The 24,023-nt window shown below is 72.9% G+C and carries 19 protein-coding genes; 10 read left to right on the forward strand and 9 right to left on the reverse strand.

Features of this window, described 5'->3' with window-relative positions; all coding sequences use genetic code 11:
- Nucleotides 1–138: 138 nt before the first annotated feature.
- From Sfr03f_RS21010 to Sfr03f_RS21025, 5 genes are all read left to right on the forward strand, one after another.
- On the forward strand, nucleotides 139–2,529 hold the full coding sequence (locus tag Sfr03f_RS21010; protein ID WP_245967680.1) for a glycoside hydrolase family 9 protein: 2,391 nt from the start codon (nucleotides 139–141) through the stop codon (nucleotides 2,527–2,529).
- Nucleotides 2,530–2,667: 138 nt separating this feature from the next.
- On the forward strand, nucleotides 2,668–3,297 hold the full coding sequence (locus Sfr03f_RS21015; RefSeq protein WP_108955548.1) for a TMEM175 family protein: 630 nt from the start codon (nucleotides 2,668–2,670) through the stop codon (nucleotides 3,295–3,297).
- A gap of 212 nt (nucleotides 3,298–3,509) precedes the next feature.
- Nucleotides 3,510–3,695, forward strand: coding sequence for a hypothetical protein (locus tag Sfr03f_RS30340; RefSeq protein WP_159105695.1), 186 nt, complete (start codon nucleotides 3,510–3,512; stop codon nucleotides 3,693–3,695).
- A 92-nt stretch (nucleotides 3,696–3,787) separates the two neighbouring features.
- Complete coding sequence (locus Sfr03f_RS21020) at nucleotides 3,788–4,627, forward strand: radical SAM protein (protein WP_174721623.1); 840 nt, start codon at nucleotides 3,788–3,790, stop codon at nucleotides 4,625–4,627.
- 241 nt (nucleotides 4,628–4,868) lie between these two features.
- Nucleotides 4,869–7,262: a tetratricopeptide repeat protein gene (locus Sfr03f_RS21025; protein ID WP_159105696.1), complete on the forward strand. Its 2,394-nt coding sequence runs from the start codon at nucleotides 4,869–4,871 to the stop codon at nucleotides 7,260–7,262.
- An 18-nt stretch (nucleotides 7,263–7,280) separates the two neighbouring features.
- Here Sfr03f_RS21025 and Sfr03f_RS21030 read toward each other — a convergent pair whose 3' ends face one another.
- From Sfr03f_RS21030 to Sfr03f_RS21040, 3 genes are all read right to left on the reverse strand, one after another.
- A complete protein-coding gene (locus Sfr03f_RS21030) occupies nucleotides 7,281–7,676 on the reverse strand; it encodes a thiol-disulfide oxidoreductase DCC family protein (RefSeq protein WP_108955550.1) in 396 nt (131 codons plus the stop codon).
- 97 nt (nucleotides 7,677–7,773) lie between these two features.
- Entirely contained in the window at nucleotides 7,774–8,574 is an 801-nt protein-coding gene (locus Sfr03f_RS21035) for a hypothetical protein (protein WP_108955551.1), read from the reverse strand.
- Between the two features lie 43 nt (nucleotides 8,575–8,617).
- Nucleotides 8,618–9,679: a helix-turn-helix domain-containing protein gene (locus tag Sfr03f_RS21040; protein WP_159105697.1), complete on the reverse strand. Its 1,062-nt coding sequence runs from the start codon at nucleotides 9,677–9,679 to the stop codon at nucleotides 8,618–8,620.
- Nucleotides 9,680–9,929: 250 nt separating this feature from the next.
- Between Sfr03f_RS21040 and Sfr03f_RS21045 the strand changes: the two genes are divergently transcribed.
- Together Sfr03f_RS21045 and Sfr03f_RS21050 are read left to right on the forward strand one after the other, a co-directional pair.
- Entirely contained in the window at nucleotides 9,930–10,358 is a 429-nt protein-coding gene (locus tag Sfr03f_RS21045; RefSeq protein WP_108955553.1) for a hypothetical protein, read from the forward strand.
- A gap of 345 nt (nucleotides 10,359–10,703) precedes the next feature.
- A complete protein-coding gene (locus Sfr03f_RS21050) occupies nucleotides 10,704–11,582 on the forward strand; it encodes a hypothetical protein (protein WP_159105698.1) in 879 nt (292 codons plus the stop codon).
- 37 nt (nucleotides 11,583–11,619) lie between these two features.
- Here Sfr03f_RS21050 and Sfr03f_RS21055 read toward each other — a convergent pair whose 3' ends face one another.
- From Sfr03f_RS21055 to Sfr03f_RS21065, 3 genes are read right to left on the reverse strand one after another with little or no spacing between them, the layout of a single operon-like run.
- Nucleotides 11,620–12,756 (reverse strand): hypothetical protein, encoded by a 1,137-nt coding sequence (locus tag Sfr03f_RS21055; protein ID WP_245967681.1) that lies wholly within the window; start codon nucleotides 12,754–12,756, stop codon nucleotides 11,620–11,622.
- Between the two features lie 19 nt (nucleotides 12,757–12,775).
- A complete protein-coding gene (locus Sfr03f_RS21060; protein ID WP_108955965.1) occupies nucleotides 12,776–13,780 on the reverse strand; it encodes a HEAT repeat domain-containing protein in 1,005 nt (334 codons plus the stop codon).
- Nucleotides 13,767–14,456 carry a HEAT repeat domain-containing protein gene (locus Sfr03f_RS21065; RefSeq protein WP_108955556.1) on the reverse strand — a complete coding sequence of 230 codons (690 nt, stop codon included), beginning with the start codon at nucleotides 14,454–14,456 and terminating at the stop codon, nucleotides 13,767–13,769. The genes Sfr03f_RS21060 and Sfr03f_RS21065 overlap by 14 nt, the downstream gene beginning before the upstream one ends.
- Nucleotides 14,457–14,697: 241 nt before the next feature.
- On the opposite strand from Sfr03f_RS21065, the gene Sfr03f_RS21070 reads away from it, so the two are divergent.
- The gene (locus Sfr03f_RS21070; RefSeq protein WP_245967682.1) at nucleotides 14,698–15,810 is read left to right on the forward strand and encodes a PP2C family protein-serine/threonine phosphatase; all 1,113 of its coding nucleotides are present in this window, start codon (nucleotides 14,698–14,700) and stop codon (nucleotides 15,808–15,810) included.
- 28 nt (nucleotides 15,811–15,838) lie between these two features.
- Here the strand turns inward: Sfr03f_RS21070 and Sfr03f_RS21075 are convergent, their stop codons facing one another.
- Nucleotides 15,839–16,576, reverse strand: a complete 738-nt coding sequence (locus Sfr03f_RS21075) for a GNAT family N-acetyltransferase (RefSeq protein WP_108955558.1) — start codon at nucleotides 16,574–16,576, stop codon at nucleotides 15,839–15,841.
- Between the two features lie 136 nt (nucleotides 16,577–16,712).
- Nucleotides 16,713–19,418 carry a cellulose binding domain-containing protein gene (locus Sfr03f_RS21080; RefSeq protein ID WP_108955966.1) on the reverse strand — a complete coding sequence of 902 codons (2,706 nt, stop codon included), beginning with the start codon at nucleotides 19,416–19,418 and terminating at the stop codon, nucleotides 16,713–16,715.
- A 560-nt stretch (nucleotides 19,419–19,978) separates the two neighbouring features.
- On the opposite strand from Sfr03f_RS21080, the gene Sfr03f_RS21085 reads away from it, so the two are divergent.
- Complete coding sequence (locus Sfr03f_RS21085; RefSeq protein ID WP_108955559.1) at nucleotides 19,979–21,025, forward strand: LacI family DNA-binding transcriptional regulator; 1,047 nt, start codon at nucleotides 19,979–19,981, stop codon at nucleotides 21,023–21,025.
- Nucleotides 21,026–21,136: 111 nt separating this feature from the next.
- Entirely contained in the window at nucleotides 21,137–23,182 is a 2,046-nt protein-coding gene (locus Sfr03f_RS21090) for a glycoside hydrolase family 31 protein (RefSeq protein WP_108955560.1), read from the forward strand.
- A 116-nt stretch (nucleotides 23,183–23,298) separates the two neighbouring features.
- Here Sfr03f_RS21090 and Sfr03f_RS21095 read toward each other — a convergent pair whose 3' ends face one another.
- Nucleotides 23,299–24,012 carry a glycoside hydrolase family 12 protein gene (locus Sfr03f_RS21095; RefSeq protein WP_108955561.1) on the reverse strand — a complete coding sequence of 238 codons (714 nt, stop codon included), beginning with the start codon at nucleotides 24,010–24,012 and terminating at the stop codon, nucleotides 23,299–23,301.
- Nucleotides 24,013–24,023 lie beyond the last annotated feature (11 nt).

The following is a 24,023-nucleotide window of genomic DNA, read 5'->3' on the forward strand; positions in this document are numbered from 1 at the left end:
ACCACCGTTGGCCGCATCAGGTTGTGTGACGGCTGTTGACAGGCGCAGGCTCCGCTGGCTTCATGAACGACAGTGATGGGAGCGCTCCCAAAGCCGCGGTCCCGTCCCCCGCCCACCGACGTCGGAAGGGACGTTCCGTTGCGCATCCCTCACGTGTTCCGCCGCAGACGAGGAGTCGACGCCCCGGTCGCGGCCGGGCGTCGCGCGGGGCTGACAGCCCTGGCCGGAGTGCTCCTCGCCGGTGCCCTGTTACCCCTGTCGGCCTCGGCCTCCGCCTCCGCCGCGCCTGCCTTCGCCTACGGTGAGGCGCTGCAGAAGTCGCTGCTGTTCTACGAGGCCCAGCAGTCCGGCCGCCTGCCCGACTTCAACCGGGTCGGCTGGCGCGGGGACTCGGGCCTGGACGACGGCAAGGACGCGGGTCTCGACCTCACCGGCGGCTGGTACGACGCCGGCGACCACGTCAAGTTCGGGCTGCCCATGGCGTACTCGGCGACGATGCTCGCCTGGGGCGGCATCGAGCAGAAGGCCGCCTACGCCGCCTCCGGCCAGCTCGAGCACCTGCGGAACAACCTGCGCTTCGTCAACGACTACTTCGTCAAGGCGCACCCCTCGCCGAACGTCCTGTACGGCCAGGTCGGCAACGGCGCGGACGACCACAAGTGGTGGGGTCCGGCCGAGGTCATGCCGATGGCCCGGCCCGCGTACCGGATCGACGCCTCCTGCCCCGGCTCGGACCTCGCGGGCGAGACCGCCGCCGCCATGGCGGCGTCCTCCATGGTCTTCCGTGACGTCGACCCGGCGTACGCGGACAAGCTGCTCACCCACGCCAAGCAGCTCTACACCTTCGCCGACACCTACCGGGGCAAGTACAGCGACTGCATCACCGACGCGCAGTCGTACTACAAGTCCTGGAGCGGCTACAACGACGAGCTGGTCTGGGGCGCGGTCTGGCTCCACAAGGCCACCGGCGACGCCTCGTACCTGACCAAGGCGGAGACGTACTACGACAACCTGTCCACCGAGCCGCAGACCACCACCCGTTCCTACCGGTGGACGATCTCCTGGGACGACACGTCCTACGGCTCCTACGTGATGCTCGCCAAGCTGACCGGCAAGCAGCGGTACGTCGACGACGCCAACCGCTGGCTCGACTGGTGGACGAGCGGGGTGAACGGGCAGAAGGTGAAGTACTCGCCCGGCGGGCAGGCCGTCCTCGACAGCTGGGGTTCGCTGCGGTACGCGGCCAACACCGCGTTCGTCGCCCTGTCCTACTCCGACTGGCTGACCGGCGACGGTGAACGCAAGCAGCGCTACCACGACTTCGCCCTCCGGCAGATCAACTACGCGCTCGGCGACAACCCGCGCAGGTCCAGCTACGTCGTCGGCTTCGGGGCCAACCCGCCCACCAAGCCGCACCACCGCACCGCGCACGGCTCCTGGACCGACCAGCTCACCAGCCCGGTCGCCAGTCGGCACGTGCTGTACGGCGCGCTGGTCGGCGGTCCGAGCGCCGCGGACGACGCCTACACCGACGACCGGTCCAACTACACCAACAACGAGGTCGCCACCGACTACAACGCGGCTTTCACCGGTGCGCTGGCCCGTCTCTACGCGGAGTACGGCGGCGCGCCGCTCGCGGGCTTCCCGCAGGACGAGAAGCCGGACGGGCCCGAGATGTCCGTGCAGGCCTCGGTGAACGCCACCGGCTCCAACTTCACCGAGATCAAGGCGTACCTGGTCAACAAGTCGGCCTGGCCCGCGCGGGCGCTGAACGACGCGTCGCTGCGCTACTACTTCACCCTCGAGGACGGCGTCACGCCCGCCCAGATCACCCTCACCACCAACTACAACCAGTGCGGCAGGCTCAGCGGGCCCACGCAGTTCAAGGACGACGTCTACTACGTGACCGTGGACTGCTCGGACACGGTGATCGCCCCGGCGGGCCAGTCGGCGTACCGCAAGGAGGTCCAGTTCCGGATCGCCTCCGCCGGCGCGTGGAACCCGGCGAACGACTGGTCCTACCAGGGTGTCCCCACCGCCTCCGGCAGCACGCCCGTCGACGCGGCGAACATCGTGCTGATGGAGGGCGCGGCCAAGCAGTGGGGCGCGACCCCGGACGGGACGGCGCCCACGCCGGGCCCGACGCCGACCCCCACGCCGACACCCACCCCCACGCCGACGCCGACCCCCACGCCTACGCCGACCCCTACGTCGACCGGTCCGTGCTCGGTGACGTACAAGGTGACCAGCGCCTGGGGCAGCGGCTTCACCGCCGAGGTCGCGGTGAAGAACACCGGGACGACGGCGATCACCGGGGGCTGGAAGCTGGGCTTCACGTTCCAGGGCGGTGAACGGCTCACCAGCGCCTGGAACGCCACCGCCACCCAGTCGGGGGCCGACGTCACCGTCACCAACGCCGCGCACAACGGCGACGTCCCGGCGGGCGGCACCGCCTCGTTCGGCTTCCAGGGCACCGGCACGCCCGTGGGTGCCAAGGCCTTCGCCCTGAACGGAAAGAGCTGCGGATAGACCTCCCGCGCGGGCGTGACCGGCCGGGCCCAGCCGACGAGGCGGGGCCCGGCCCGGTCGCGCACCGGTGCACGACACGCGCGCGGCCGGGAGGACGGGTGCCGGGGTGTCGCGCCCGGGTGGTGCTACCACAGGACGATGGATACGGGCCACGGGCACGCAGCCGCCTCCTCGGAGCAGGAGCAGATGTGTCTGCCGAAGCACAGGGTTCTCGCGTTGACCGACGGCGTGGTGGCCATCGCCATGACACTGCTGGTACTCGACATCGACGTACCTGACGGGCTGCGGGGGCAGGCCCTGGTGGACGCGCTCGACGACGTGCGGGGCCAGGTGGCGACGTTCCTGTTGAGCGCTGTGGTGATCGCTCTGTTCTGGCGGGCCCATCACGCGGTGCTGCGCGACGCGGAGTGGATCAACGGCACCCTCTTCTGGTGCAACGTCGCCTTTCTGGCGCTGGTCTCGTTGATGCCGTTTCCGACGAGGGTGCTGGCCGACTACGGCCACCAGCCGCTCGGACCGGGCCTGTACGGCGCGGTCATCGGCGCGGCCGCTCTGGTGCTGTACGTGATGGCCGTGTGCATCGCCCGCGGATCGGGGCGCCGGGACCCCTTCCCACCTTTTCCCGTGCAGGCGTTCGTCTTTCTTCTTTCCGTCGGGATCGCCCAGTTCTCCCCCATGGGGGCCGTCTACAGCTGGCTCGCCTCCGTGCCTCTCGCCCTGCTGGCCCACCGGCACGCCGCCCGCACGTCACGGGCCGCGCGGCACTGACCGGTAAGCGGCGGCGAGACGGCCGCGCCCACCCGTCGTTCAGAGCGCTCGAGCCGCCGACGGTACGGGCCCGCTGCGGACGCCCTCGTCGCGTTGCGAAACGGCCTGGGAGGGGGTGTCCCTCTTTCGCCGGTGTCGAGTAGCGAGGCAGTCGACGGCGCGAAAGGGTTGTGCCGCAGACGAAGTGTCTGCGGCCTCCCTAGGAGTGAACCATGGCCGAGAAAAGGCAAACCGAGATCGAACTCGACGATCAGGGGCGCATCGTCCTCAACGTTCCCGAACTCGTCGACACGTTGCGGGAAGGGGGTTCCCAGCCCGCGGCGCCGCGGCGTCGGGCATCCGTGAACATCAACTGCTTCGGCTGTCCCGGCGACATCGACTGGCCACCGCCGAAGTAGTTCCCCAGTTCTGCGCGGGCCTGCTGCCCGGCTCTTCCCGACGACCGGGCAACAGGCTCCCAGACCCTGCCTCGACATCCCAGGACGCGATCATGAAACAGCCAGTTCTCACTGCCCTCGGAAATGACGAGATCTTCCACGAGGAATTCGTCGCCGCAATGTCCGACCGGTCACTACATCTGATCGTGCTCCCCACCGAACAGTGTAATTTCCGCTGCACGTACTGCTACGAGGACTTCAGCATCGGCCGCATGCGCCCCGAAATCGTGCAAGGAGTCAAGAACCTCCTGTCCAGGCGGATGGCCGAACTGGAGCAGCTGAACATCTCCTGGTTCGGCGGCGAGCCTCTGCTCGCTCGGACGATCGTGGAGGACATCTCCTCCTGCGCCGTCGAAGCGGTCGCGGAGGCGCCACAGGTTCAGTACAGCGCCGACGTGACCACCAACGGCTACCACCTGGACCTTGCCACGGCCGAGACCTGGGAACAGCTGGGGATCCGCTCCTACCAGATCTCGCTGGACGGCCCGGAGGCACTGCACGACACCACGCGCAGAAGGGCGAACGGTCAAGGCTCCTTCCAGCGCATCTGGGGCAATCTGCTCGCGCTCCGGCGCAGTCGCCTGCCCAAAGGGCTCCCTCATCCCACGAGCCCCGCGCGGAAGGAGGCGTGCTACGCGGCGCGTCCGAACTCACTGGTCATCCGTGCGAACGGGACCATCGCGAAGTGCACGGTGGCCCTCAGCGACCCGTCCAATACCATCGGGCGGATCACGCCGCAGGGCGAGCTGCGGATCGACAACGGCCGCCTCGCGCCCTGGGTACGGGGCTGGGGAGGCTCCGACTGGGCGGCCGTTTCCTGTCCCTACGTCGGCATGCCCCGCTCGCCGGCACCCCTCCTGCAGATCGGTTCCAGGTCCCCCGTCCCCTCGTGATCCTCGTTGCTCCGGCCCCTGCCGTCGACGGGGCCGCTATCTGCTCAGGGGTCGGTGGCGGGCGAGCGCCGGGGTGGTGGTGGACGGCGGCGGGTGGTGTGCGATGTTGTTCCCCGCGTTGACGTGATCCGCACTCCGCGGTGACCAGGGGGGATGGGCCGTGGCAGATGGGTTCGGTGGCCGGGGGCTCGGGGGCGAGGTGGCGGACGCCGGTCCGCGTCCCCGGTTCGAGGGAGCCGTCGTGATCGGGACGTTTCCCGACTTCGCGCCCTCCCTCGTGACGCGGGACGTGGCCTGGGAGGAGACCGACCGCTGTGTGGTCGTCACCGGCCCCGCCGGGGTGGGTAAGACGCAGTTCGCGGCCTCGCTCGCGGCCGGGCTCTGGGACGACGGCCTGGACCTGCTGGTGTGGGCGAACGCCTCGGTGTCCGCGGTGCAGATCGTCGAGACGTACGCCGAGGTCGCCCTCGAGCTCGCCATCCCTGGTGCTCCGCTCCACGATCCGCGCGCGGCCGCGGAGGTCTTCCTCCGGTGGCTGGCGGTGACCGGCCGCCGCTGGCTGGTCGTCCTGGACGGAGTGGACGACGTGGCCGAGATCGCGCGCTGGCTCCCGCAGGGGAAGGGGCCCGGCATCCGGGTGGTGGTGACCACCCGTGGTGACGGTCCGCCCGGCCCGTACGAAGGGCTGCGGTCGCTGCGGCTGGAGCCCTTCTCGCCGGCTGACGCGGTGGCCTACGTGCACGAGCGGCTCACGGAGGAGGAGCGCGGCGACCTGTACGACGAGCGGGAGGCCGCCGTGCTCGCGGAGCGTCTGCACGGCTTCCCGGCCGCACTCGCGCTCGCGGTCGCCTACGTCGCGCAGCAGGGGTGCGCGATCCCGGCCTACCTCGAGCGTCTGCGCGGCGTGGACACGGCGCACCTCGCGGCTTGTGAGGCCGGCGAGCGCGCCGTCGCCGCCGCGGTCCTCCTGGCCCTGAGGGCGGTCGAGGAGGCCGACCGGACGAGGTTCGCGCTGCCCCTCGTACGCCTCATGGCCCACTTCGATCCCCAGGGGCACCCGCTGTACCTGCTGAGCACGGGCGCCGTGCGTGCGCACCTGTGCGCCCTGCTGGGCCGGGGCGGGCGGAGCCTGCTGCGGGTGTCACGTTCCCGTGAGGCACGGCTGGTCGTGCGGGCGCTGAACCTCCTGCGCGCGTACGGACTCGTCGCCGTCGATCCCGACGAGGGACAGGTGGCGCGGGCGGTGCGTACCTGCGGTCCGGTGAACGCCGTCGTCCGCGCGGACGTCCCTCGCGAGGAGGCCGAGGGCCTGGTGCGTCTGGCCGCGGACGCGCTGCACCAGTGGGCCGTGGAGCTGGAGCTGCCGGACAGCGACGTCTGCTTCCGCCCGGTGCTGCGGGCCAACGCGCGGGTGCTCGTCGAGCTCGGCGGTCCCTTGCTGCTGTCCCCCGACCCGCATCCGGTGCTGGCGGTGACCGGTGAGAGCCTGCTCGCGGACTGCTTGCACGAGGAGGCCGTCGCCCACGGCGAGGAGCACCTGCGTCTGCTGACGGCGGCGCTGGGGCGCCGGCACCCCGCCACCCTCGACGCACGCGCGGACCTGGCGGCGGCCTACGGGTGCGACGGCCGTGAGCGGGAGGCGCTGGACGTCCTGATCGAGCTGCTGCCCGACCGGGAGGCGGTGCACGGCGCCGACGCCCCGGAGACGACGGAGACCCGCGCGCGGCTGGGGCACGCCTATTTCGGCGTGGAGCGGGGAGCCGAGGCCGTCCGGCACCTGCGGGACGCGGTCGACCGGCTGACCGTCCTGTTCGGCGCGGACGACGAGCGCACGTGGGCCGCCCACCACTCCCTCGCCGTGGCGCACGCGTACATCGGCCGTCCCCGCGAGGCGATCCGGCTCTGCTCGGAGCTGCTCGCCGGCCGTCTGAGCGCCGGGGACGCCGACGACCCCGCCGTCCTCGCCCTGCGTCACGATCTCGTGTTGCTGCACGTGGAGGCGGGGCTCGCCGGGCAGGGCGTGCGGCTCGGCGAGCTGACCGTCGCGGAGTGCACCCGGGTGCTGGGGCCGGACGATCCCGGCACGCTGTCGGCGCTGACCGTTGCCGCCGTGGCGCACCGGGTGGCCGGCAACGTCCGCCAGGCGCTGCGGCACGCCGAACGGGGCGCGCAGGGCCTGGAGCGGTGCCTGGGAGCGGACCGCCGGCTGTCGCTCGACGCGCTCAGCGAGCTGGCCCACGCGCTCCACGCGGGTGGGCAGGAGCGACGGGCCCTGGAGATGCGGGAGCACCTCCTCGGCCGCCGCGAGCACCTCGAAGGTCCCGGTCACCTCCGCATCCTCGGTGCCTGTCACGAGCTGGCCCTGTCGTACGCCGCGGCCGGGCGTCGTGAGGAGGCGCTGCGGCTGCTCGAGCGGGCCGTCGCGGGCAGGACCGACGCCGTCGGCCCGGACGACCCGGAGACGCTGCGCTACCGGCACGAGGTGGCCGCCGTGCACCGCGCGTGGGGCCGCACCGACGGGGCCCGCCTGCTCGCCACCCGTCTGCTCGCCGACCAGGAACGCGCGCTGGAGCCGGGACACCCGGACACCGGGCGCACCCGGAAGCTGCTGGAAGGGCTGGGGAGCGGCGCGTGAGGCAGGCCGCGCGGCCGTTCAGGTCGTGCGGTCCGCGGGACGCCGGGTCGTCGGCGAGCACGCCGCCGTGCTGCCCGGCAGCCGCGACCGGTTGTTCGCCACCAGCCGGTACACGGCGTGCGCGGCCCACCGCGCGGGGGGCAGGGTGAGCAGCGCTCCGAGCACCGGCCAGCCGCCCCGTGCGCTCAGCAGCAGCTTGGCGACGGCCTGGGAACCTCCGTGCACGGCCCCTGTCGGGGTCACCCACAGCGCTTCGTGTTCGGCGCGCTCCCGGGTGACGCCGAGCGCCCCAAGGTCCGCGAACTGCCAGGGTGTCGCTGTGCAGCGGGGGCGGAGCAGCCGTTCGGCGCAAGCGACCGAGACGCTGCAGAAGCCGCAGTCCCCGTCGTAGACCAGCACAGGTCGGCTCCGCATGGTCCTCATCTCTTCCCACGTCGCCGTTCAGCTGCCACCTCGACGCTACCTCGGGTGCGCCGCTCCCCGTCACCGCGGCCGGCCGGCCCGCCGCGGCTCAGAGCTCGAGGACGGGCCGGACGGAGAAGTCCTCGTACATGTCTTCACCATCGGGGCCGTGGACGAACTCGGTGGCGTGGAAGGGGTTGCGGTTGGCCGTGGCCAGGGGCAGCCACGCCAGCAGGTTGCCGTAGCCGCCGCACACCGATTCGCCTCCGTCGCCACCGTGCACCGCGGTGGTGTCGCTGGTCAGCTCCGTCCGGTAGGTGTCGTAGGCGATGTGGAGACCCAGCGCGTTCGGCCCGTGCTGGGGTCCGGTGGGGTCGTCGTAGGGCGTCCGGTCGAGAGGGCAGTGGTTGCCCCAGCGGAACAGGGTGGTGGCGCCGGCTCCGCAGGCGTGCTCCCATTCGTCGGGGTTCGGCATCCGCAGGCCGCGGGCCGCGAGGGCGGCCGGCATGTCGGCGGGAGGGTCGGTCAGGGCCTCGTCCTCCACCGCCATGAGGACCGGGGCCAGGGTGACGCGTCGGTGCGGGCCGAGTACCCGTGCGAGGTGGGTCTTGAGGTCGGGGCCGTACCCGTAGCCCTGCTCGACGCTCTCCTGGTAGTCGGCGGTCTGCTCGGCCGTCGGCTGCCAGGCGTCGAGGTCGAAGCCGAGCACCGCCGGGCCGCCCGGCACCAGGGCGAATTCCTGTGCGTTCCACTCGATCCGCACGCGGTGCGTCCGGGTGCCGAGGTGCTCGACGGCGTCGAGGGCGACCAGGCGGCCCCCCACGAGGTCAGCTGCCCGCTGTGCGACCCGGCGGGCGGTCGGAAGGTCGAAGGACCGCCACCGGTCGAGTGTGAGATCGGCGAGAGACATGCGCCGGAGTGTGGCACGGAGGTCGGACAGCCGGCCCGACGGGTCAGGCCGGCGCCGGGCTGACCCTGGCACCGGCGGCCGATCCGGCTGGGCCGCCTCGCCGCGGCGAGGCGCCGCCGTCGCCCTCCTCCCCCACCCCGCTCCCCCGGACCAGCAGCCGGTACCCGCCCGGGGGTACGCCCTCCCGTTTCCGGAACGCACGGCTGAACTCGGAGGATCGCGGGAACCCCCACCGCGCGCCGATCGCGTGCACCGGCACCGAGTGGAGGGCCGGGTCCGCCAGGTCCCGGCGACAGCGTGCGAGACGGCGTTCGAGGATGAACGTGGACGGGGTCGTCCCCTGGTCCTGGAAGACCAGCTGCAGGTACCGCAGCGAGATCCCCAGCGCCCGGGCCACGACGGCCGGGGAGAGCGCGGGATCGGCGAGGTGCCGCTCCACCAGCGCGGCGCACTTCATGAACAGGACCCTCCGCCGCGAGTCGGGCGCCAGCTGCGCGTCCGTGTCGGCGAAGTGGCCCAGCACCGCGGTCGCCAGGTCCACCGCGCTCTGACCGGTGCGGGTCAGGTCGTGCGGGGACAGCGAGGTGTACTCGTCCACCAGCCCGCGGAGCAGCCCCGCGAGCACCTTGCCCAGTCCTGACGTCATGGGCAGTGGCACCGCCAGCAGGTCCCTCAGCCGAGCGCCCGGCAGCCGGACGAGCTGCTGGGGAAGCCGCAGCACCAGCGCGCCCGAAAGGCGCGCGGTGACGGCGGTGCGCGCCGTGAGCGGTCCGGAGGAGTCGCACAGCACCATCTCGCCCGGCCTCACCAGCGCCTGCCGGCGCAGCTGCTCGACGCCCTGGCCGCCGTGGGTGACCAGCACGAGTTCGTACACCTCCGGGTCGTCACGCCGGATCAGCCGCCGGGTGCGCTCCACCGTCATCGCGCTGTGGGTGGCCTCGACCAGCCCTCCGCACCCCAGCGGCATGGAGACCAGCCGGCCCCGGCGGTCCTCCGGGTCGAGGAAGCGGCAGGTCACCGGCAGAACCGCCCGGCTGACGGCCTCCTCCCAGGCGTCCGCCCGCTCAGGGCATGGCAGAGCCTCGAGATCGATCACGGTGCGCACAACGTCCCCCTCAGGTCCCCCGATGGCGATGCACCCCACGCCTTGCGCTGCCTCACGATTACATCTGTTTGACGCGCGTCACGGATACAGCGGTTCGCCCTCCGCCAACCACTGTGCGTCGACGGCACATGCGCCGCGTCCGCCGCGCTCGGCAAAGTGGCCTCGCTCGCCCAGCCGGTCCGGCACGCCTCCACCGAGGCCGGATGTCCGGCACGGCGGCGACCCATCGGTCACACGACAGGAGACAGACATGAGCCTGCGCAAGAAGCTGGCGTTCGGCGCCGCCACGGCAGCGCTGGCGGCCTCCGCGGGGATGCTCACCGCCGCCCCCGCCTCGGCCGGCCCGAACTGCGCCTCCGGCTACCACTGCATCTTCTACCTGGGCATCAACAACTCCGCACGCCACTCGTACTACAACTCCGACAGCAACTTCTCGGGCGACACGTTCAACCAGCTCACCGACCGCTCGGGCGGTGGCTTCAGCGCGAACAACAACACGGTGTCGGCGAGCAACTCCTCCAGCTCCGGGCTGGAGAGCCACTACTACAACGGCTCGGGCTACAGCGGCTTCGTGTTCTGCGTGAACCCGGGCTCGTACGTGGACTACCTGCCCACCGCTCACCAGAACCAGGCCAGCTCCCTCCAGCTGCGGGGCACCACGACCATCTCCTGTTACTGACGGTTCACGGCCCTGCGGGGAGCGGTGGGCGCGGATCGCCGCCGCTCCCGCGGGGCCGTACGCGCCGCCGCAGGGCCGTACCGCCGCGCCCGGCCGTTCCCGCGGTGAGCCGCGCGCCGCGCGCTGCGCGCCGCGCGCCGGACCGAACCCGCATCTCGTCAGCACGCCCGGAGGACGCCCATGCCACCGACGAGTTCACCCGACGGACCGTCCGAGCGACCCGGACCGTACGAGCCGCCCGGACCGTCCGAGCGACCCGCACCGTACGAACCGCCCGGGCCGTCCGGCCGGCGGTCGCCGAACCCGGCCGCGCCTCCACGCCGCACGGCCGGCGTCCTCGTGCTCGTGATCGCCCCGGTCGTGCTGGCCGCGACGATCGGCTGGAGCCTCGGTCACGACGCGGACGCCGGGGCCCCGCGCCCCGCGGACGCCGCCCGGCTGACCGCACTGCGGAACTCCCTGCCGCTGCGGGCCCTGCTGAACTCCTCCCCCGCCGCGGCCCGCGAGGCCCACCGGGCGGAGCAGGCGCTGATCGCCGCCTGCATGGGCGACCAGGGTGTCCGGTACGACAAGGTTCCCGACCCGGCGCCGGCCGGTTCGGAGACGGCCGGCACCACCCAACTGCACTTCGGCATCGAGTCCGTCGGCCCGTCCGACGGGGAAGCGGCGCAGAACTCCCGGCAGCCTCCGGCCGAGCGCCGGCGGGACGAGGCCTTCGACCTGGCACTCTACGGCGACCCGGAGAAACGGATCTCCGCCCGGAACAAGGCGATCCGCGTCACGCGCCCCGCCACCGGCTGCCTCGCCGAGGCCCAGGCCCGTCTCCTCGGAGGCGAGGACGCCCGCCGGCGCGAACTCGGCCTCCGCCTCACCCTCGACCAGGGCGAACGTGACGCGGTGGCGGCCCTGGCCGACGACCCGGCCCTCCGCGCCGCCGACGCGGAGTGGAGCGCGTGCATGGCCGACCAGGGCGTCAAGGCCTCCAGCCCCGCCGCGTTCGCCCGGAAGCTCCCCGAGGGCACCGACCTCGGCACGGACCCGTCGGTCGCCGCCGACCTCGGCTGCAAGCAGCGCACCGACTACCTGGAGCGCGCCTACGGCCGTCTGGCCGCACTCCAGCGGGACTGGCTCGACCGGCACACGAAGGACGCGGACGCCTGGCGCTCCCTGCGCGCCCACGAGGCGAAGGAGGCCGAGCAGGTTCTGGGGCGCGGCGAGCGGTAGCAGGTCGTCCGGCCGGCCAGGGGCGGCCGGCAGGAAGTCAGGTTCCCGCGCCGGCGGGGGCCGAGGTGCGGGCGAACCACGCCCGTGTCTCCTCGGCGGAGAGCACACCGGTCAGCTCGGCCGTGCCCGGCAGGGCGGGGAAGAACCGGTCGGCGTTCCAGCTGCGCGCGTACGACGGGTCGTCGAGGACGAGGAGGCGGCTTCCGTCGACGAGGGGGATGTCGGTGGGCAGCCCTTCGTTCCAGATCCGCTCGCCGTCCGGGGCGAGGAGTTCGAAGGCGCCGGTCGCGACGGTGTCGGTGAGTCCCTGGGCGGGCGCCGGGTCCGTGGCCAGGCGGACGCTCTCGGCCGACGGGGCGACGCCGGGCACGTGGCCGCCGCCGACGAGCACGTGCGCGAGCAGCGTGTGCAGCTGGAAGTTGTCGCCGATCCCGCCGATGCGCACGGCGAACCCCTTGCCGGTGGGCCGGTGCAGGACGATGAGCGGCTCGTCGTCCAGAACGGCGAGCGCGTGGTACAGGCACTTGAGGTCGTGCCGCCGCAGGTCCGCCAGTTCGCGGCAGACCGGGAGAAGCGCGGCCGCGTACCGCCGGCGCACCTCCCGGTCGCGGAGCAGCACGGCCAGCGCGGGCGGCTGCCAGCTCTCGGCGGCACACCAGGCCAGTGCCAGCCGCAGCGCCTCGTACTGTCCGTCGCCGTCCCGCTCCCCGTCGCCGTCCCGGTCCGCGTCGCCGTCGCGCTCTCCGTCGCCGTTCCCGCCCAGCCGGGCCAGGAGCGCGTCGTCGATGATCTCCTCGTCGGGCGCGGGAAGTTCGTCCCCGGCTCCCCCGGCGGCGGTCCAGCGCCGGGCGAACTCCAGGGCGTCGCCCAGGTCCCGCCGGACGGCGTCGAGTATCGGCTCCGCGCAGGCGAGCGGTTCGGCGCCGCGCTCCACGCAGTAACCGGCGGCGTTCGCCAGGTAGGGACGCGGTCCGACGGGCGGGAAGTCGGGGAGCAGCGCCGCCAGTCGCGGTCCCGCCTCGGTGAGTTCGCTGTCCGCCGCCTGCTCCAGGGCGCCCATGACGGCGATGAACGCCTGCTCGGTGCGGGCCCCGTCACGAGCGCCGACGGCCTGCTGCAGCTCGGACACCAGTGCGCCGAGATCGGCGCCCTTCTTCTTCCTCTTGAAGATCACCGGCACACCCTAGCCGCGGTCAGGGTGGGGTGCGGAGGCGGAGGAGGTAGGTGGCGGTCAGGGCCACCGCGGGGTCCTCGTCATGGGTGAGGGTGGCGAGGGCGCGGGAGGCGGTCGGGCCGGGGACGGCGGCCAGGGCCTGGGTGAGGCGGCCGCGGGCGGGGGGCTCGGTGGCGGGACGGGCCAGGCGGTCGACGAGGGCGGTCGCGATGGGGTCGGTGTGGTGGGGGTCGTTCGCCAGGGCAGTGAGGGCGTCGGCTGCGTCGGTGTCGTTGCGTCCCGTCGTGATCATGTCGAGGAGGGCGGGGATCGCGTCCGCCACGCCGCGCGTTCCGAGGGTCAGGGCCGCGCGGCCGCGGACCGCGGCGTCGGGGTGGGTGAGGGCGTCGCGCAGCAGGGGGGTGGCGGTGTCGCCGGGCAGGGCGGCGAGGCACTGGGCGGCTCTCTCCCGGACCGCGGCCGACGGGGAGGTCAGGCCCTCGGCCAGCAGGGCGGCGGCATCGTCGCCCGAGCGGGCGAGCGCCCAGCGCAGGGCACCGGCGACGATCGGGTCCGTCTCGTTCAGGGCCGCCTCGACCAGGGCCTCCGTCGGGACGGCGGAGCCGGCGCCGGAGGCGAGGGCGGCGCGCTGACGGGTGTGGACGCTCGGGGAGCCGAGGGCCTGCAGGAGGGAGACGACCTGGAGGACGTCCTGCCAGTCGGCGGCTTCCGCGGCCTCGATGCGGCGCAGCCGGGTGAGCAGCTCGGTCTCGGCGGCGATGCGGTCGCGGGTGCGGCGGATGAGGTCGCCGACCAGGGCGGAGGGCCGGAACGCGGGGTCGTCGAGGGCGCGCCCGATGTCGCGGAGCGGCAGGCCGAGCGAACGCAGGCTCTCGATGTGGAAGATGCGCCGGATGTCCTCCTCGGAGTACTCGCGGTAGCCGGAGTCCGTGCGGGCCGACGGCCGTACGAGGCCGAGCGACTCGTAGTGCCGGAGCATGCGGGCACTGACGCCGGACCTTCTGGAGACGTCACCGATCAGCACGGTGCTCATCGTCCGTCACGGGGGCCCCGGTCAGGGCGCTGACGCGCTTGGCCTCCTCGACCGCCGACGCGAAACCGGCGTCCGGGTCGTGCAGCAGTCGTTGTGCGGCGAGCGCGTGGGCGCGGACGTGGGGGGCGCCGGCGGACGTCGCGGCGTGCAGGGCCGGTACGGCCGCGTCGCCCAGCGCGGCCAGGGCCTGACTGAGGCTCAGCTGCGTGTCGTGTCCGCCGCGGCCGAGCTGGGTGGCCAGCACGGTGGCGAGGTGGGGCTCCTCCCCCGGCGGGACGAGGACGACGGCGGCCCGCCAGGCGCTGGTGGCGACCTCGTCGTCGGGGTCGCACAGCAGGGTGCGGGTGATCGCGGGCCATGCCTGCGCCTCGCCGATCTTGGAGAGGGTGTGCAGGGCCTGGCTGCGGGCCTGCGGGCGCGCGGAGCGGACCTCGCGCAGCAGGGCGGGGAGGGTCAGGTGCACCGGGTGGCGGGTGAGGGCCCAGGTGAGCATGTCGCGGACGAAGAACTCGGGCTCGACGGCGCACCGCTCGACCAGTGCGTCGACGTGGCGGGGGTCGGGGGCCGTGCCGATGGTCAGGGCGGCCCGCAGCCGGACGGACGTGCGGCTGTCCGCCAGCGCTCGGAGGGCCGGGGCCGGGTGCGGGTCGTGGTCCGTCGTGGTCATGGGGACCACCTCCTCGGGGACGGTGAAGGGCTTCTCGGGGACAGTGAAGGGCTTGTCACCGTGTCAGGGTCAAGCGGGGTGGGGGCCGGGGAGGCACGGGCGGCGGCGCCCCGGGGCTGGCGTGAAAGGTGGCGGGTGTGGGCGCGTGATGCCGCCGGGGGGTAGGGGGCGGAGGGAGACTGGGCCGGTGATTCCGAACTCGCCGCATCGTCGGATCGCCTCGCAGGAGAGGCGCGAGCCCTTGCTCACGCGCTTCGACCGGGCGGCGTGGGTGATTCCCACCAGCGCCCTGGTCGTCATCGTCCTCGTCGGTGAGCTGGGCCCGTCCATCCGCATCGTGAACTGGCTGCTGATGGTGCCCCTGCTGGCGTCGGGGGTCTGCTCGCCCGGTGTCACCCTGTTGTTCGGGGTGATCGTGGTGGTGCTCAATCGCTACATCGACGTCACCCACCCGGAGGTGTTCATCCGGACGGAGGACTTCCTCCTGGAGGTCACGGCGTCGCTGCTGGCGGTGCTGATCGCGGTGCTCAGGTCGCAGGCCCACAGCTATGTGCGGCACCTGCAGAGTTCCGCGGAGGCCACCCGGGAGGTCGTCCTGCGTCCCATCCCGCCGGACTGGGGCGGGGTGGAGACCGCGGCCCACTACCGGGCGGCGGACGTCGAGGCACGGGTCGGCGGCGACTTCTACGACGTGCTGGCCACCCCGTTCGGGGCGCGTGTCCTGCTGGGAGACGTGCAGGGCAAGGGCCTGCCGGCGGTCTCGACGGCCGGCGCGGTCACCGGGGCCTTCCGCGAGGCCGGCTACTACGAGCACGACCTGGACGTCGTCGCCCGGCGCATGGAGAACGGGCTGCGGCGGCACAACCTGCTGCGGCAGGCCTTCGGCGACCGGACCGAACGGTTCGCGACGGCCGTCGTGCTCGCCTTCCCCGACGCGGACCCGCACATGGTCGAGGTGGTCAACTTCGGGCACGACGGGCCCTATGTGATCGGCCCGCGCGGCGTGTGGCAGCTGCCGCAGCAGGAAGGCGCGCCGGTCGGCATGGCCGAACTCGTCGGCGGCACCCCCGCCGTCCGCCGCCTGCCGCTCGGGCCGCAGGAGACGGTGCTGCTGGTGACCGACGGCGTGACCGAGGCACGCAACAAGGCCGGCGAGTTCTTCCCGCTGCGGTCGTGGCTGGAGCGCCTCGCCGACCGGCGTCCGGAGGGTGTCGCCCCCGCCGACCTCCTCGGTCTGCTCCTGGACGCCCTCCGCGAGCACACCCACGGTGACGTCACCGACGACATCGCGCTCCTGGCCGTCCGGCAGCGTTCGACGGCGGATCTCCCGGCCGGCGGGAGCCACGTCGCCTGAGCCGGTGGCCGGCCGGCGCGCGGGCGGCTCAGACGTGCCGCATCCACACGTTCGGTTCCTCGTACACGCCGCGGTCCGCCGCCCGGTCGACGCGCAGGAGGGCGAGGCCGTCGGGGATCACGTACTCCCCGGAGGCGGGGAAGGCCATGCCGGTCCAGCGTTCCCACTCCGCGACCGTGCCGGTCATCGTCTGCGAGACCTCCGCCGGCCCGAGGACGACCGCGCCCAGGCGCTGGTGCGTGCGGATCCACGGGTCGAGGGCCAGGCCGTCCTCGCGGGTCCAGGTCATGAAGGTCCCCATGGGCGTGAGCGGATAACGGGCCTTGAGGGTCGGGCGGACCGGGGCGACGACCTTGCTCAGGCCGGCCTCCGCCGCCACCGCGCGCAGTGCGGTCAGCACCTGTCCGGCGAGGCCGCGGCCGGTGAGGGAGGGGGTGACGACCGCCCCGCAGATGACCAGCGTGTCGGGCTCCGTCCCCGCCTCGTGTCCCTCCACGGCACGCACCAGGGACTGCGCGTAGCCGCCGGGGAGGTCCTGCGGGCTTCCGTCCCAGCGCACGGGCACGCCCCAGCCGCAGGCCACCGGGACGTCCTGCTCGTCCACCAGCATCAGGTCGAAGGCACCGAACCACTCGCGGACCCGGCCGATGTACTGCTTCACCAGGTGGTCGGCGGTGATGAACTGCGGGAATCCCTCGCTGAACAGTTCCCGCAGGTGGTCGTCCTGCCAGGAGCGGGTGTCCGCCCGTAGCGGCTGCAAGATCATTCGATGTTTCTAGCACACCGGTTCGGAAGCCTGCGCCGACGTTCGGCGCGGAGGCCGAGGCCGGGGGGGGGGAGCGCGCCGTGCCCCGCCCGGAGAGTGCTCCGGGCGGGGCGCGGTGTGCGGTGGCGGGGCCGGGTCAGCCGCAGGCGGCTCCGTCGCGGGTGAACGCGGTGGGCGGGCCGTTGGAACCCGTCCAGGAGCCGGTGAGGCCGACGGTGACCGAGCCGCCGGGGGCGACGCGTCCGTTCCACGCGACGTTGGTGACGGTGACCTGGGCGCCGCTCTGGGCGACGGAGCCGTTCCAGAGCTGCGTGACGCGCTGGCCGTCGGGGAAGGACCAGCCGAGCTTCCACGCCTGCCAGGCGCTGTCGCCGGTGTTCGTCAGCTTGACCTCGGCCTGGAATCCGCCCTGCCACTGGTTGGTGACGCGGTAGTCGACCGTGCAGGCGCCCTTCGGGTCGACCGGGTCCGGCGGATCCGTGGGGTCCGGCGGGTCGGTCGGGTCCGGCGGATCGGTCGGATCGGTCGGCGAGGGGACGTCCGCGGTGTCGGCGTAGACGATGCCGCGGCCGTTGGTGGAGACGTAGACCCTGCCGTACACGCGCGGGTCGCCGGTGATGGTGGAGCCGGTCCAGCCCCACTGGTGCTTGCTGTCGTTGACACGCACCCAGTTGGCGCCGGCGTCGGTGGAGCGGAAGATGCCGCGGACGCCGCCGATCTTGGCGCTGGTGTACAGGGTCTGGTACGCGGCGCCGGGGGCGGCCTTGCCGAAGCCGATGGTGTCGGCCTCCTGGACGCCGCCCACCTTGGTGAACGTCGCGCCGGAGTCGGTGGAGTGCCACAGACCGTAGGTCTTGTCCTTGGCGCCGCCGGCCAGCCAGATGTCGCCGCCGCGGCCGGGGACCGCCTTGAAGCGCACGGACGTCCCGTCGGGCAGGCCGGTGGAGGCGCGCTTGGTGAAGGTGACGCCGCCGTCGGTGCTGACGTAGAAGGCGCCGTCCTTGAAACCGTAGAACTTCTTGGCGTCGACGCGGTCGGACTCCACGACGGCGCCGGCCGGGATGCCGGAAGAGGCCGTCCAGGAGGATCCCGAGCCGGTGTGCACGCCCGCCCCTTCGGGGCTCCACACGTAGCGGCCGCCGTCCGCCGACACGGCGACCGTGCCGCCGCCCGTGACGCCGGAGGGGTCCGAACCCGCCCACCAGTTGGCGCCGTTGTCGGAGGAGAACGCGATGTGCGCGCCGCTGTCCACGTTGCCGGCCCGCACCACGGTGTTCGGGTTCGACTCGGCGTAGTCCAGGCTGGTGGTGGAGGTGAAGTTGGGCGACTGGAACATCTTGGCCGGCACCGCGTTCAGGTCGGTGTGCCGGAAGCCGCCGATGTCGCCGAGGCCGCTGATGAGGGTCGCGCCGGAGGGCGGGGCCACCAGGTCCAGGACGGCGGTCTCCTCCAGCCCCTTCACCATCGGCTTGATGACGGGCTTTCCGCCCTTGTCCCACTGGGTGAGGTTCTCGGTGCCGAAGATCGTCGCGCCGGTTCCGTACATCATCCGGTCGGAGTCGAACGGGTCGATCTCCAGCGCCTCGGTCATCCATCCGAGCTTGGGGGTCTCCTCCGGCGGCGTGGGGTGGGCGCCCCAGTCGAGCCAGGGTACGGAGGTGATGTCCATGGTGTAGCGGTCGGAACGGGTGGGGTAGGAGGTGAACTCCCAGGCCCGGGTCCAGTTCTCGCCGCTGTCGGTGGTGCGGAAGATCTGCGTGTCCGGCCACCAGGAGCTGTAGCCGGTGACCATCACCGTGCCGGGGTTCTGCCGGTCGACGGTCAGGCCGCTGTAGCCGAAGTAGGTGTCGGCGGCGGGAAGCGGGCTGACGTCGGTCCATTCGCCGTTGCCGGTGTCGTAGCGCCAGACCTGTCCGGTGGAGCCGTCGTAAGGGCCGCCGGTGTCGCTGTAGGCGAGGTAGAGGTAGCCGTTCTCGGCGTCCAGGACGCCCTTGTGCGCGAGCAGCCCGGTCGGCTGACCGGCCACGCGGGACCAGGTGGCTCCCGCGTCGGTCGAGCGGTAGACGTTGTTCGCCTTGTCGGCGACCCCGACGTAGATCGTCCGGGTGGCGGTGCCCGCGCTGCCGGTCGACTCGTCGAAGGTGACCCAGGAGATGCCCTGGATGTCGCCGTTGTAGCCGCCGGCGTCGTCCGGGTCGGCGACGTAGGTTCCGGGGTTGGGGAACGAGGTCACCTTCGCCCAGGTCGCCCCGCTGTCGGTGGAGCGCCACAGGCCGTTGCCGCTGGGGGCGCCCAGGTACAGGACGCTGTTGCGGTGGGGGTCGACGGCCAGGCGTTCGCCCATGCCGCGGCCGGGCATGTTGCCGCCCAGCTTGAAGGGCAGGTCGGCCTTGGCCCAGGTCTCGCCCCGGTCGAAGGAGCGCAGCACCGCGCCCTTCCCGGGGTCCCAGTCGTTGGTGTAGGTGCCGACCGCCGCGTACACCTTGTCCGGGTCCACGCTGTCGGAGGCGAGGCCGATCACTCCGGTGTGGCCCCAGTCGTCCCAGCCGACGTGGTCCAGCAGGGGTTTCCAGCTCTTGGTCGACTCCACCCAGCGGTAGGCGCCGCCGATGTCGGTGCGGGCGTAGGCGAGGTCGGGTTCGCTGCGGTTGAAGACGATGCCGGGCACGAAGCCGCCGCCGTCGATGCGGACGTTCTTCCAGCCGACCTCGGCCGCCGCGGCGGCGGCCTCGGCACGCGCGGGGCCGTCCTGGGGTTCGGTGGGCCTGGCCGCGGCGGCGGGTAACAGGGCGGCGCACAGCAGGCCGAAGGCGGTGGCCAGTACGAGAGCGGCCTTCGGCAGGCCGCCTCGCGGCCGGCCGGCGGACGGCCGGGGCGGGCCGGCGGACGGCCGGGGCGTGGCGGCGGACGGCCGGGGCGTGGCGGCGGACGGCCGGGGCGTGGCGGCGGACGGCCGGGGCGTGGCGGTGGGCGCGGTGCCACCGGGCAGCGGTCTGCCTCTGGGGGGAGGGGACTCGTGCACAGCTCTTCCTTCCTCGTCACCCCGGCCGCGCGGGCGCGGTGCGGCCCGTGGAGCGCCGGGGCAGGGGGCGGTGCGCGGGCGTGGCCGTCGGGTCCGGCTCGATGGCCGATCTCCGCACGCGACGGGGCACGCCCGGCTGGGGCGGGGGGACCCCGTGGAGCCTCGGACCGGCTCACGCAGGGGTGGGAGCGCTCCCACTTTCGATCGGCCGCCGACCCGGCGTCAAGACGTGTGCGGAGTCGAAGAAATTCGACACAGTCGAAGCGCTTCGACGACTATGGACACGCGTGCCCGCCGGGGTTAGTGTCCTACCACCCTCGCTTCCCGCTGGGCCGTTCCGCCCTCGGCGTCGAAGCGCTTCACAGAGCTTGGAGAGCCGGATGGTCACCCTCGCCGAGGTCGCCCAGCACGCCAGAGTCTCGGCCAGCACCGTCAGTTACGTCCTCAGCGGCAAGCGTTCCATCTCCGCCGGAACCCGGGAGCGGGTCGAGCACAGCATCCGGGAGCTGGGGTACCACCCCAACGCGGGCGCGCGCGCCCTGGCCAGCAACCGGTCGAACATCATCGCGCTGATGGTGCCGCTGCGGACCGACATGTACGTGCCGGTGATGATGGAGATAGCGATCGCGGTGGCCACCACGGCCCGCACGCACGGCTACGACGTGCTGCTGCTCACCGGCGAGGAGGGTCCGGACGCGGTGCGCCGGGTCACCAGCAGCGGACTGGCCGACGGCATGATCCTGATGGACGTCGAACTCGACGACGAGCGGCTGCCGTTGCTGCGCGGCGGCGTGGCCGGTCAGGGGCGGCCGGTCGGTGAGCAGGAGCAGCCCGCGGTGCTGATCGGGCTGCCGTCCGACACCACCGGCCTGACCTGCGTCGACCTCGACTTCCGGGCCACCGGCGCGCTGTGCGTGGACCATCTGGCGGCGCTCGGGCACCGGGACGTCGCGGTGATCGGCGAGGCGCCCGCGGTCTACGAGCGGCACACCGGCTTCGCCGAGCGCACCCTTCAGGGACTGCGGTCCCGGGGCGGCGAGCTGGGCCTGCGGCTGCTGCACCGGCCGTGCGCGGGCGGGTACGACGCGACCGCGGTGACGCTCGCCCGGATCCTGGACGAACGCCCGGACACCACCGGCTTCGTGGTGCAGAACGAGTCCGCGGTCGAGCCGCTGCTGGCGCTGCTGCGGCAGCGGGGCCGGGCCGTGCCCGAGGACGTCTCGGTGGTGGCGATCTGCCCCGAGCAGGTCGCCGTCCAGGCGTCGGTGGCGCTCACGTCCGTCGCCCTGCCGGCGCAGGAGATGGGCAGGCGCGCCGTGGACCATCTGGTCGCCAAGCTCGAGGGGCGCGGCGGTGACGAGGTCGTGCTGCTCGCACCGGAGCTGACGATACGGGCGAGTTCGGGGCCGGCGCCCGCCCGGCCGTAGCCCCTCCCCGTGACTCCGGTCCCGCGGGCCGCCCCTCCCCCGGCTGCCGTCGCCCCCTCGCGCCCGGCCACGGTTTCCTCCCACCTCCGCACTCCCCCAGGAGCATGCCTCGTGACCCAGACTTCCGAGCCGCAGCCCAAGGTCAGCCTCGCCCAGTCCTCGCCCACGGTGGGCGCGCTCCGGGAGCGGGACGGGGCCCTGGAGTGGAGCGGGCGCCAGGAGACCGTGCGCATCGAGCCGTGGGGGCCCGACGCGGTCAGGGTGCGGGCCCGACTGGGCGGGCCGGTGCTGCGGGACCTTCCCGGGGCGCTGCTCCCGCAGGCTCCCGGCGCCGACGGCACGGTGAAGATCGAGGGCGGGCGGGGCCGGGTCACGGTCGGGTCGCTCACCGCCGAGATCGACGCCGAGGGCCTGGTCCGTTTCCTGCGCACCGACGACGGCGAGGAGCTGCTGGCCGAGGAGCGCGCCCACTTCTGGTGGCCCGGGCCCCGGCTGTACACGGCGGTCGGCAACGGGCACCACCGGCTCGAGCAGCGGTTCGCCGCGTACGACGACGAGCGGCTGTACGGCCTGGGGCAGCACCAGCACGGCCGGCTGGACCAGAAGGGCCTGGTCGTCGATCTGGTGCAGCGCAACGCCGAGGTCGGCATCCCGGTGCTCACCTCCAGCCGCGGATACACGCTGCTGTGGAACAACCCGGCGATCGGCCGGGTCGAGCTCGCGTACAACGGGACCCGGTGGGTGGCGGACTCGGCCCGTCAGATCGACTACTGGATCACCGCGGGCGATCCGGCGGCGGGGCAGCGCCGGTACAGCGCGGTGACGGGCCGCACCCCGATGCTGCCCGAGTGGGCGGCTGGTTTCTGGCAGAGCAAGCTGCGGTACCGCACGCAGGAGGAGCTGCTGGCGGTGGCGCGGGAGTACCGGCGCCGGGGGCTGCCGTTGTCGGCGATCGTCTGCGACTTCTTCCACTGGACGCATCTGGGCGAGTGGAGGTTCGACCCGAAGGAGTGGCCGGACCCGGCGGCGATGGTGCGGGAGCTGGAGGAGCTCGGCGTCAAGCTGGTCGTGTCGGTGTGGCCGTCGGTGTCGCCGCTGAGCGAGAACCATCCGGTGATGGAGCAGCGCGGCCTGTTCATCGGTACGCAGTACGGGCCGCTGGCGCACGCGGACTGGCCGGACAAGGAGGTCGCGAGCACGGTGCAGGTGGCGTTCTACGACGCCACGAACCCCGAGGCGCGGGAGTTCGTCTGGTCTCGGATCAAGGAGAACTACCTGGATCCGTACGGCATCACCGCCTTCTGGCTGGACGCGTGCGAGCCGGAGCTGAAGCCGGGGTTCCCGGAGAACCTGCGGTACTGGGCGGGGCCGGGTCTGGAGGTCGGGAACATGTACCCGGCGGAGAACTCGCGTGCCTTCCACGAGGGACTGTCGGCCGCCGGGGAGGAAGAGGTGATCACCCTCAACCGTTCCGCGTGGGCGGGCAGTCAGCGGCACGGGGCCGCGCTGTGGTCCGGCGACATCGGCACGGACTTCGCCACGCTGCGGCGTCAGATCCCGGCGGGTCTCAACACGGCGCTGGCGGGCATCCCGTGGTGGAACACGGACATCGGCGGCTTCCACGGCGGCGATCCGCAGGACGCCGCCTACCGGGAGGTGATGGTGCGGTGGTTCCAGTTCGGCGCGCTGTCCCCGCTGATGCGGCTGCACGGGTTCCGTGAGCCGGGCATGCCCCTGGGTCCGGACATGACGGGCGGCCCGAACGAGGTGTGGGCGTACGGGGAGGAGGCCGGGGCGATCCTGGAGCGGTACCTGCGCCTGCGGGAGCGGCTGCGGCCGTACGTCCTGGACGTGATGCGCCAGGCGCACGAGGAAGGGCTGCCGGTGATGCGGCCGCTGTTCCTGGAGTTCCCCGGCGACGCGGCCTGCTGGTCGGTGGACGACGCCTACCTCCTCGGGAGTGACCTGCTGGTCGCGCCGGTCCTCGAGGCCGGGGCCACGGCCCGGACGGTGCACCTGCCGGAGGGCGCGCGCTGGACGGACGCGTGGACGGACGCGGTGTACGAGGGCGGCGGGGAGGTCACGGTGGACGCTCCGCTGGAGCGCATTCCGCTGTTCCTGCGCGACGGGGCGACTCTGCCGGTCCGGGAGCCGTAGGGGCGCGCCGCCGCCGGTGCTTCGCGCACCACTCCTTGAGCACCGCCCGGTCCAACGGGTCCCGGACCGGGCGGTAGGGGCCGCCCGTGGGGTGCGGGCGGCCCCGTCTTCTTGCGTCAGCCGGCCGTGACGGTCAGGTTGTCGGTGCGGAAGTCCAGGCCGCCCGACGACGAGGTGATCTCGTAGCCGAACTGCACGTCGCCGATGGTCTCGTCACCCATCCAGCGCTTGGTGTCCTTGATCCAGCGGAGGATGGGCAGCATGTCGACCGTTCCGGAGGTGGAGCGGGAGGTGCGCAGGAACGAGAAGACCTGGTTGGAGCCGTTGTCGCCCTTGTGGACGTTCCAGGTGTGGCCGCCGAGGGTGACGGTGCCCTGGAAGCTGCCGAGCGGGCCGACCGGGCCGTACTGGTTGACCCACAGCATGATCTCGTAGTCGTGGTCGGTGTCCCAGATGTCGTACGAGGTGTTGTAGGCGCCCGCGGACGGCACGCTGACGCTGTAGCTGCTGGTGAGGGTGCGCAGCGAGGAGATGCTGCGGTTCACGACCTTCTTGGAGTTCGGGTAGGACTTGATGCCGCCGGTGTTGGGGTGGTTGGCCCACACTCCCCAGTTGGTGCCGGAGTTGGCCCAGACGCACTGGGCGCCGGCGCCGGAGCCCCAGATGTTGTTGTAGAGGGTGTAGCCGCCCAGGTTGGTGTTGCCCCACTGGTCGCAGGTGTTCCAGACGGCGGCCTGGGCGGGGGCGGTGGCGAGGCCGGCGGTGACGCCCAGGGCGAGGGCGGGGGCCAGCAGGGCCTTGGCGATCGTGCGGAGGGTGCGTGGTGCCATGGTGGTCCTTC

The sequence above is a fragment of the Streptomyces fragilis genome (genome assembly GCF_003112515.1).
In the GTDB taxonomy this organism is placed as follows: domain Bacteria; phylum Actinomycetota; class Actinomycetes; order Streptomycetales; family Streptomycetaceae; genus Streptomyces; species Streptomyces fragilis.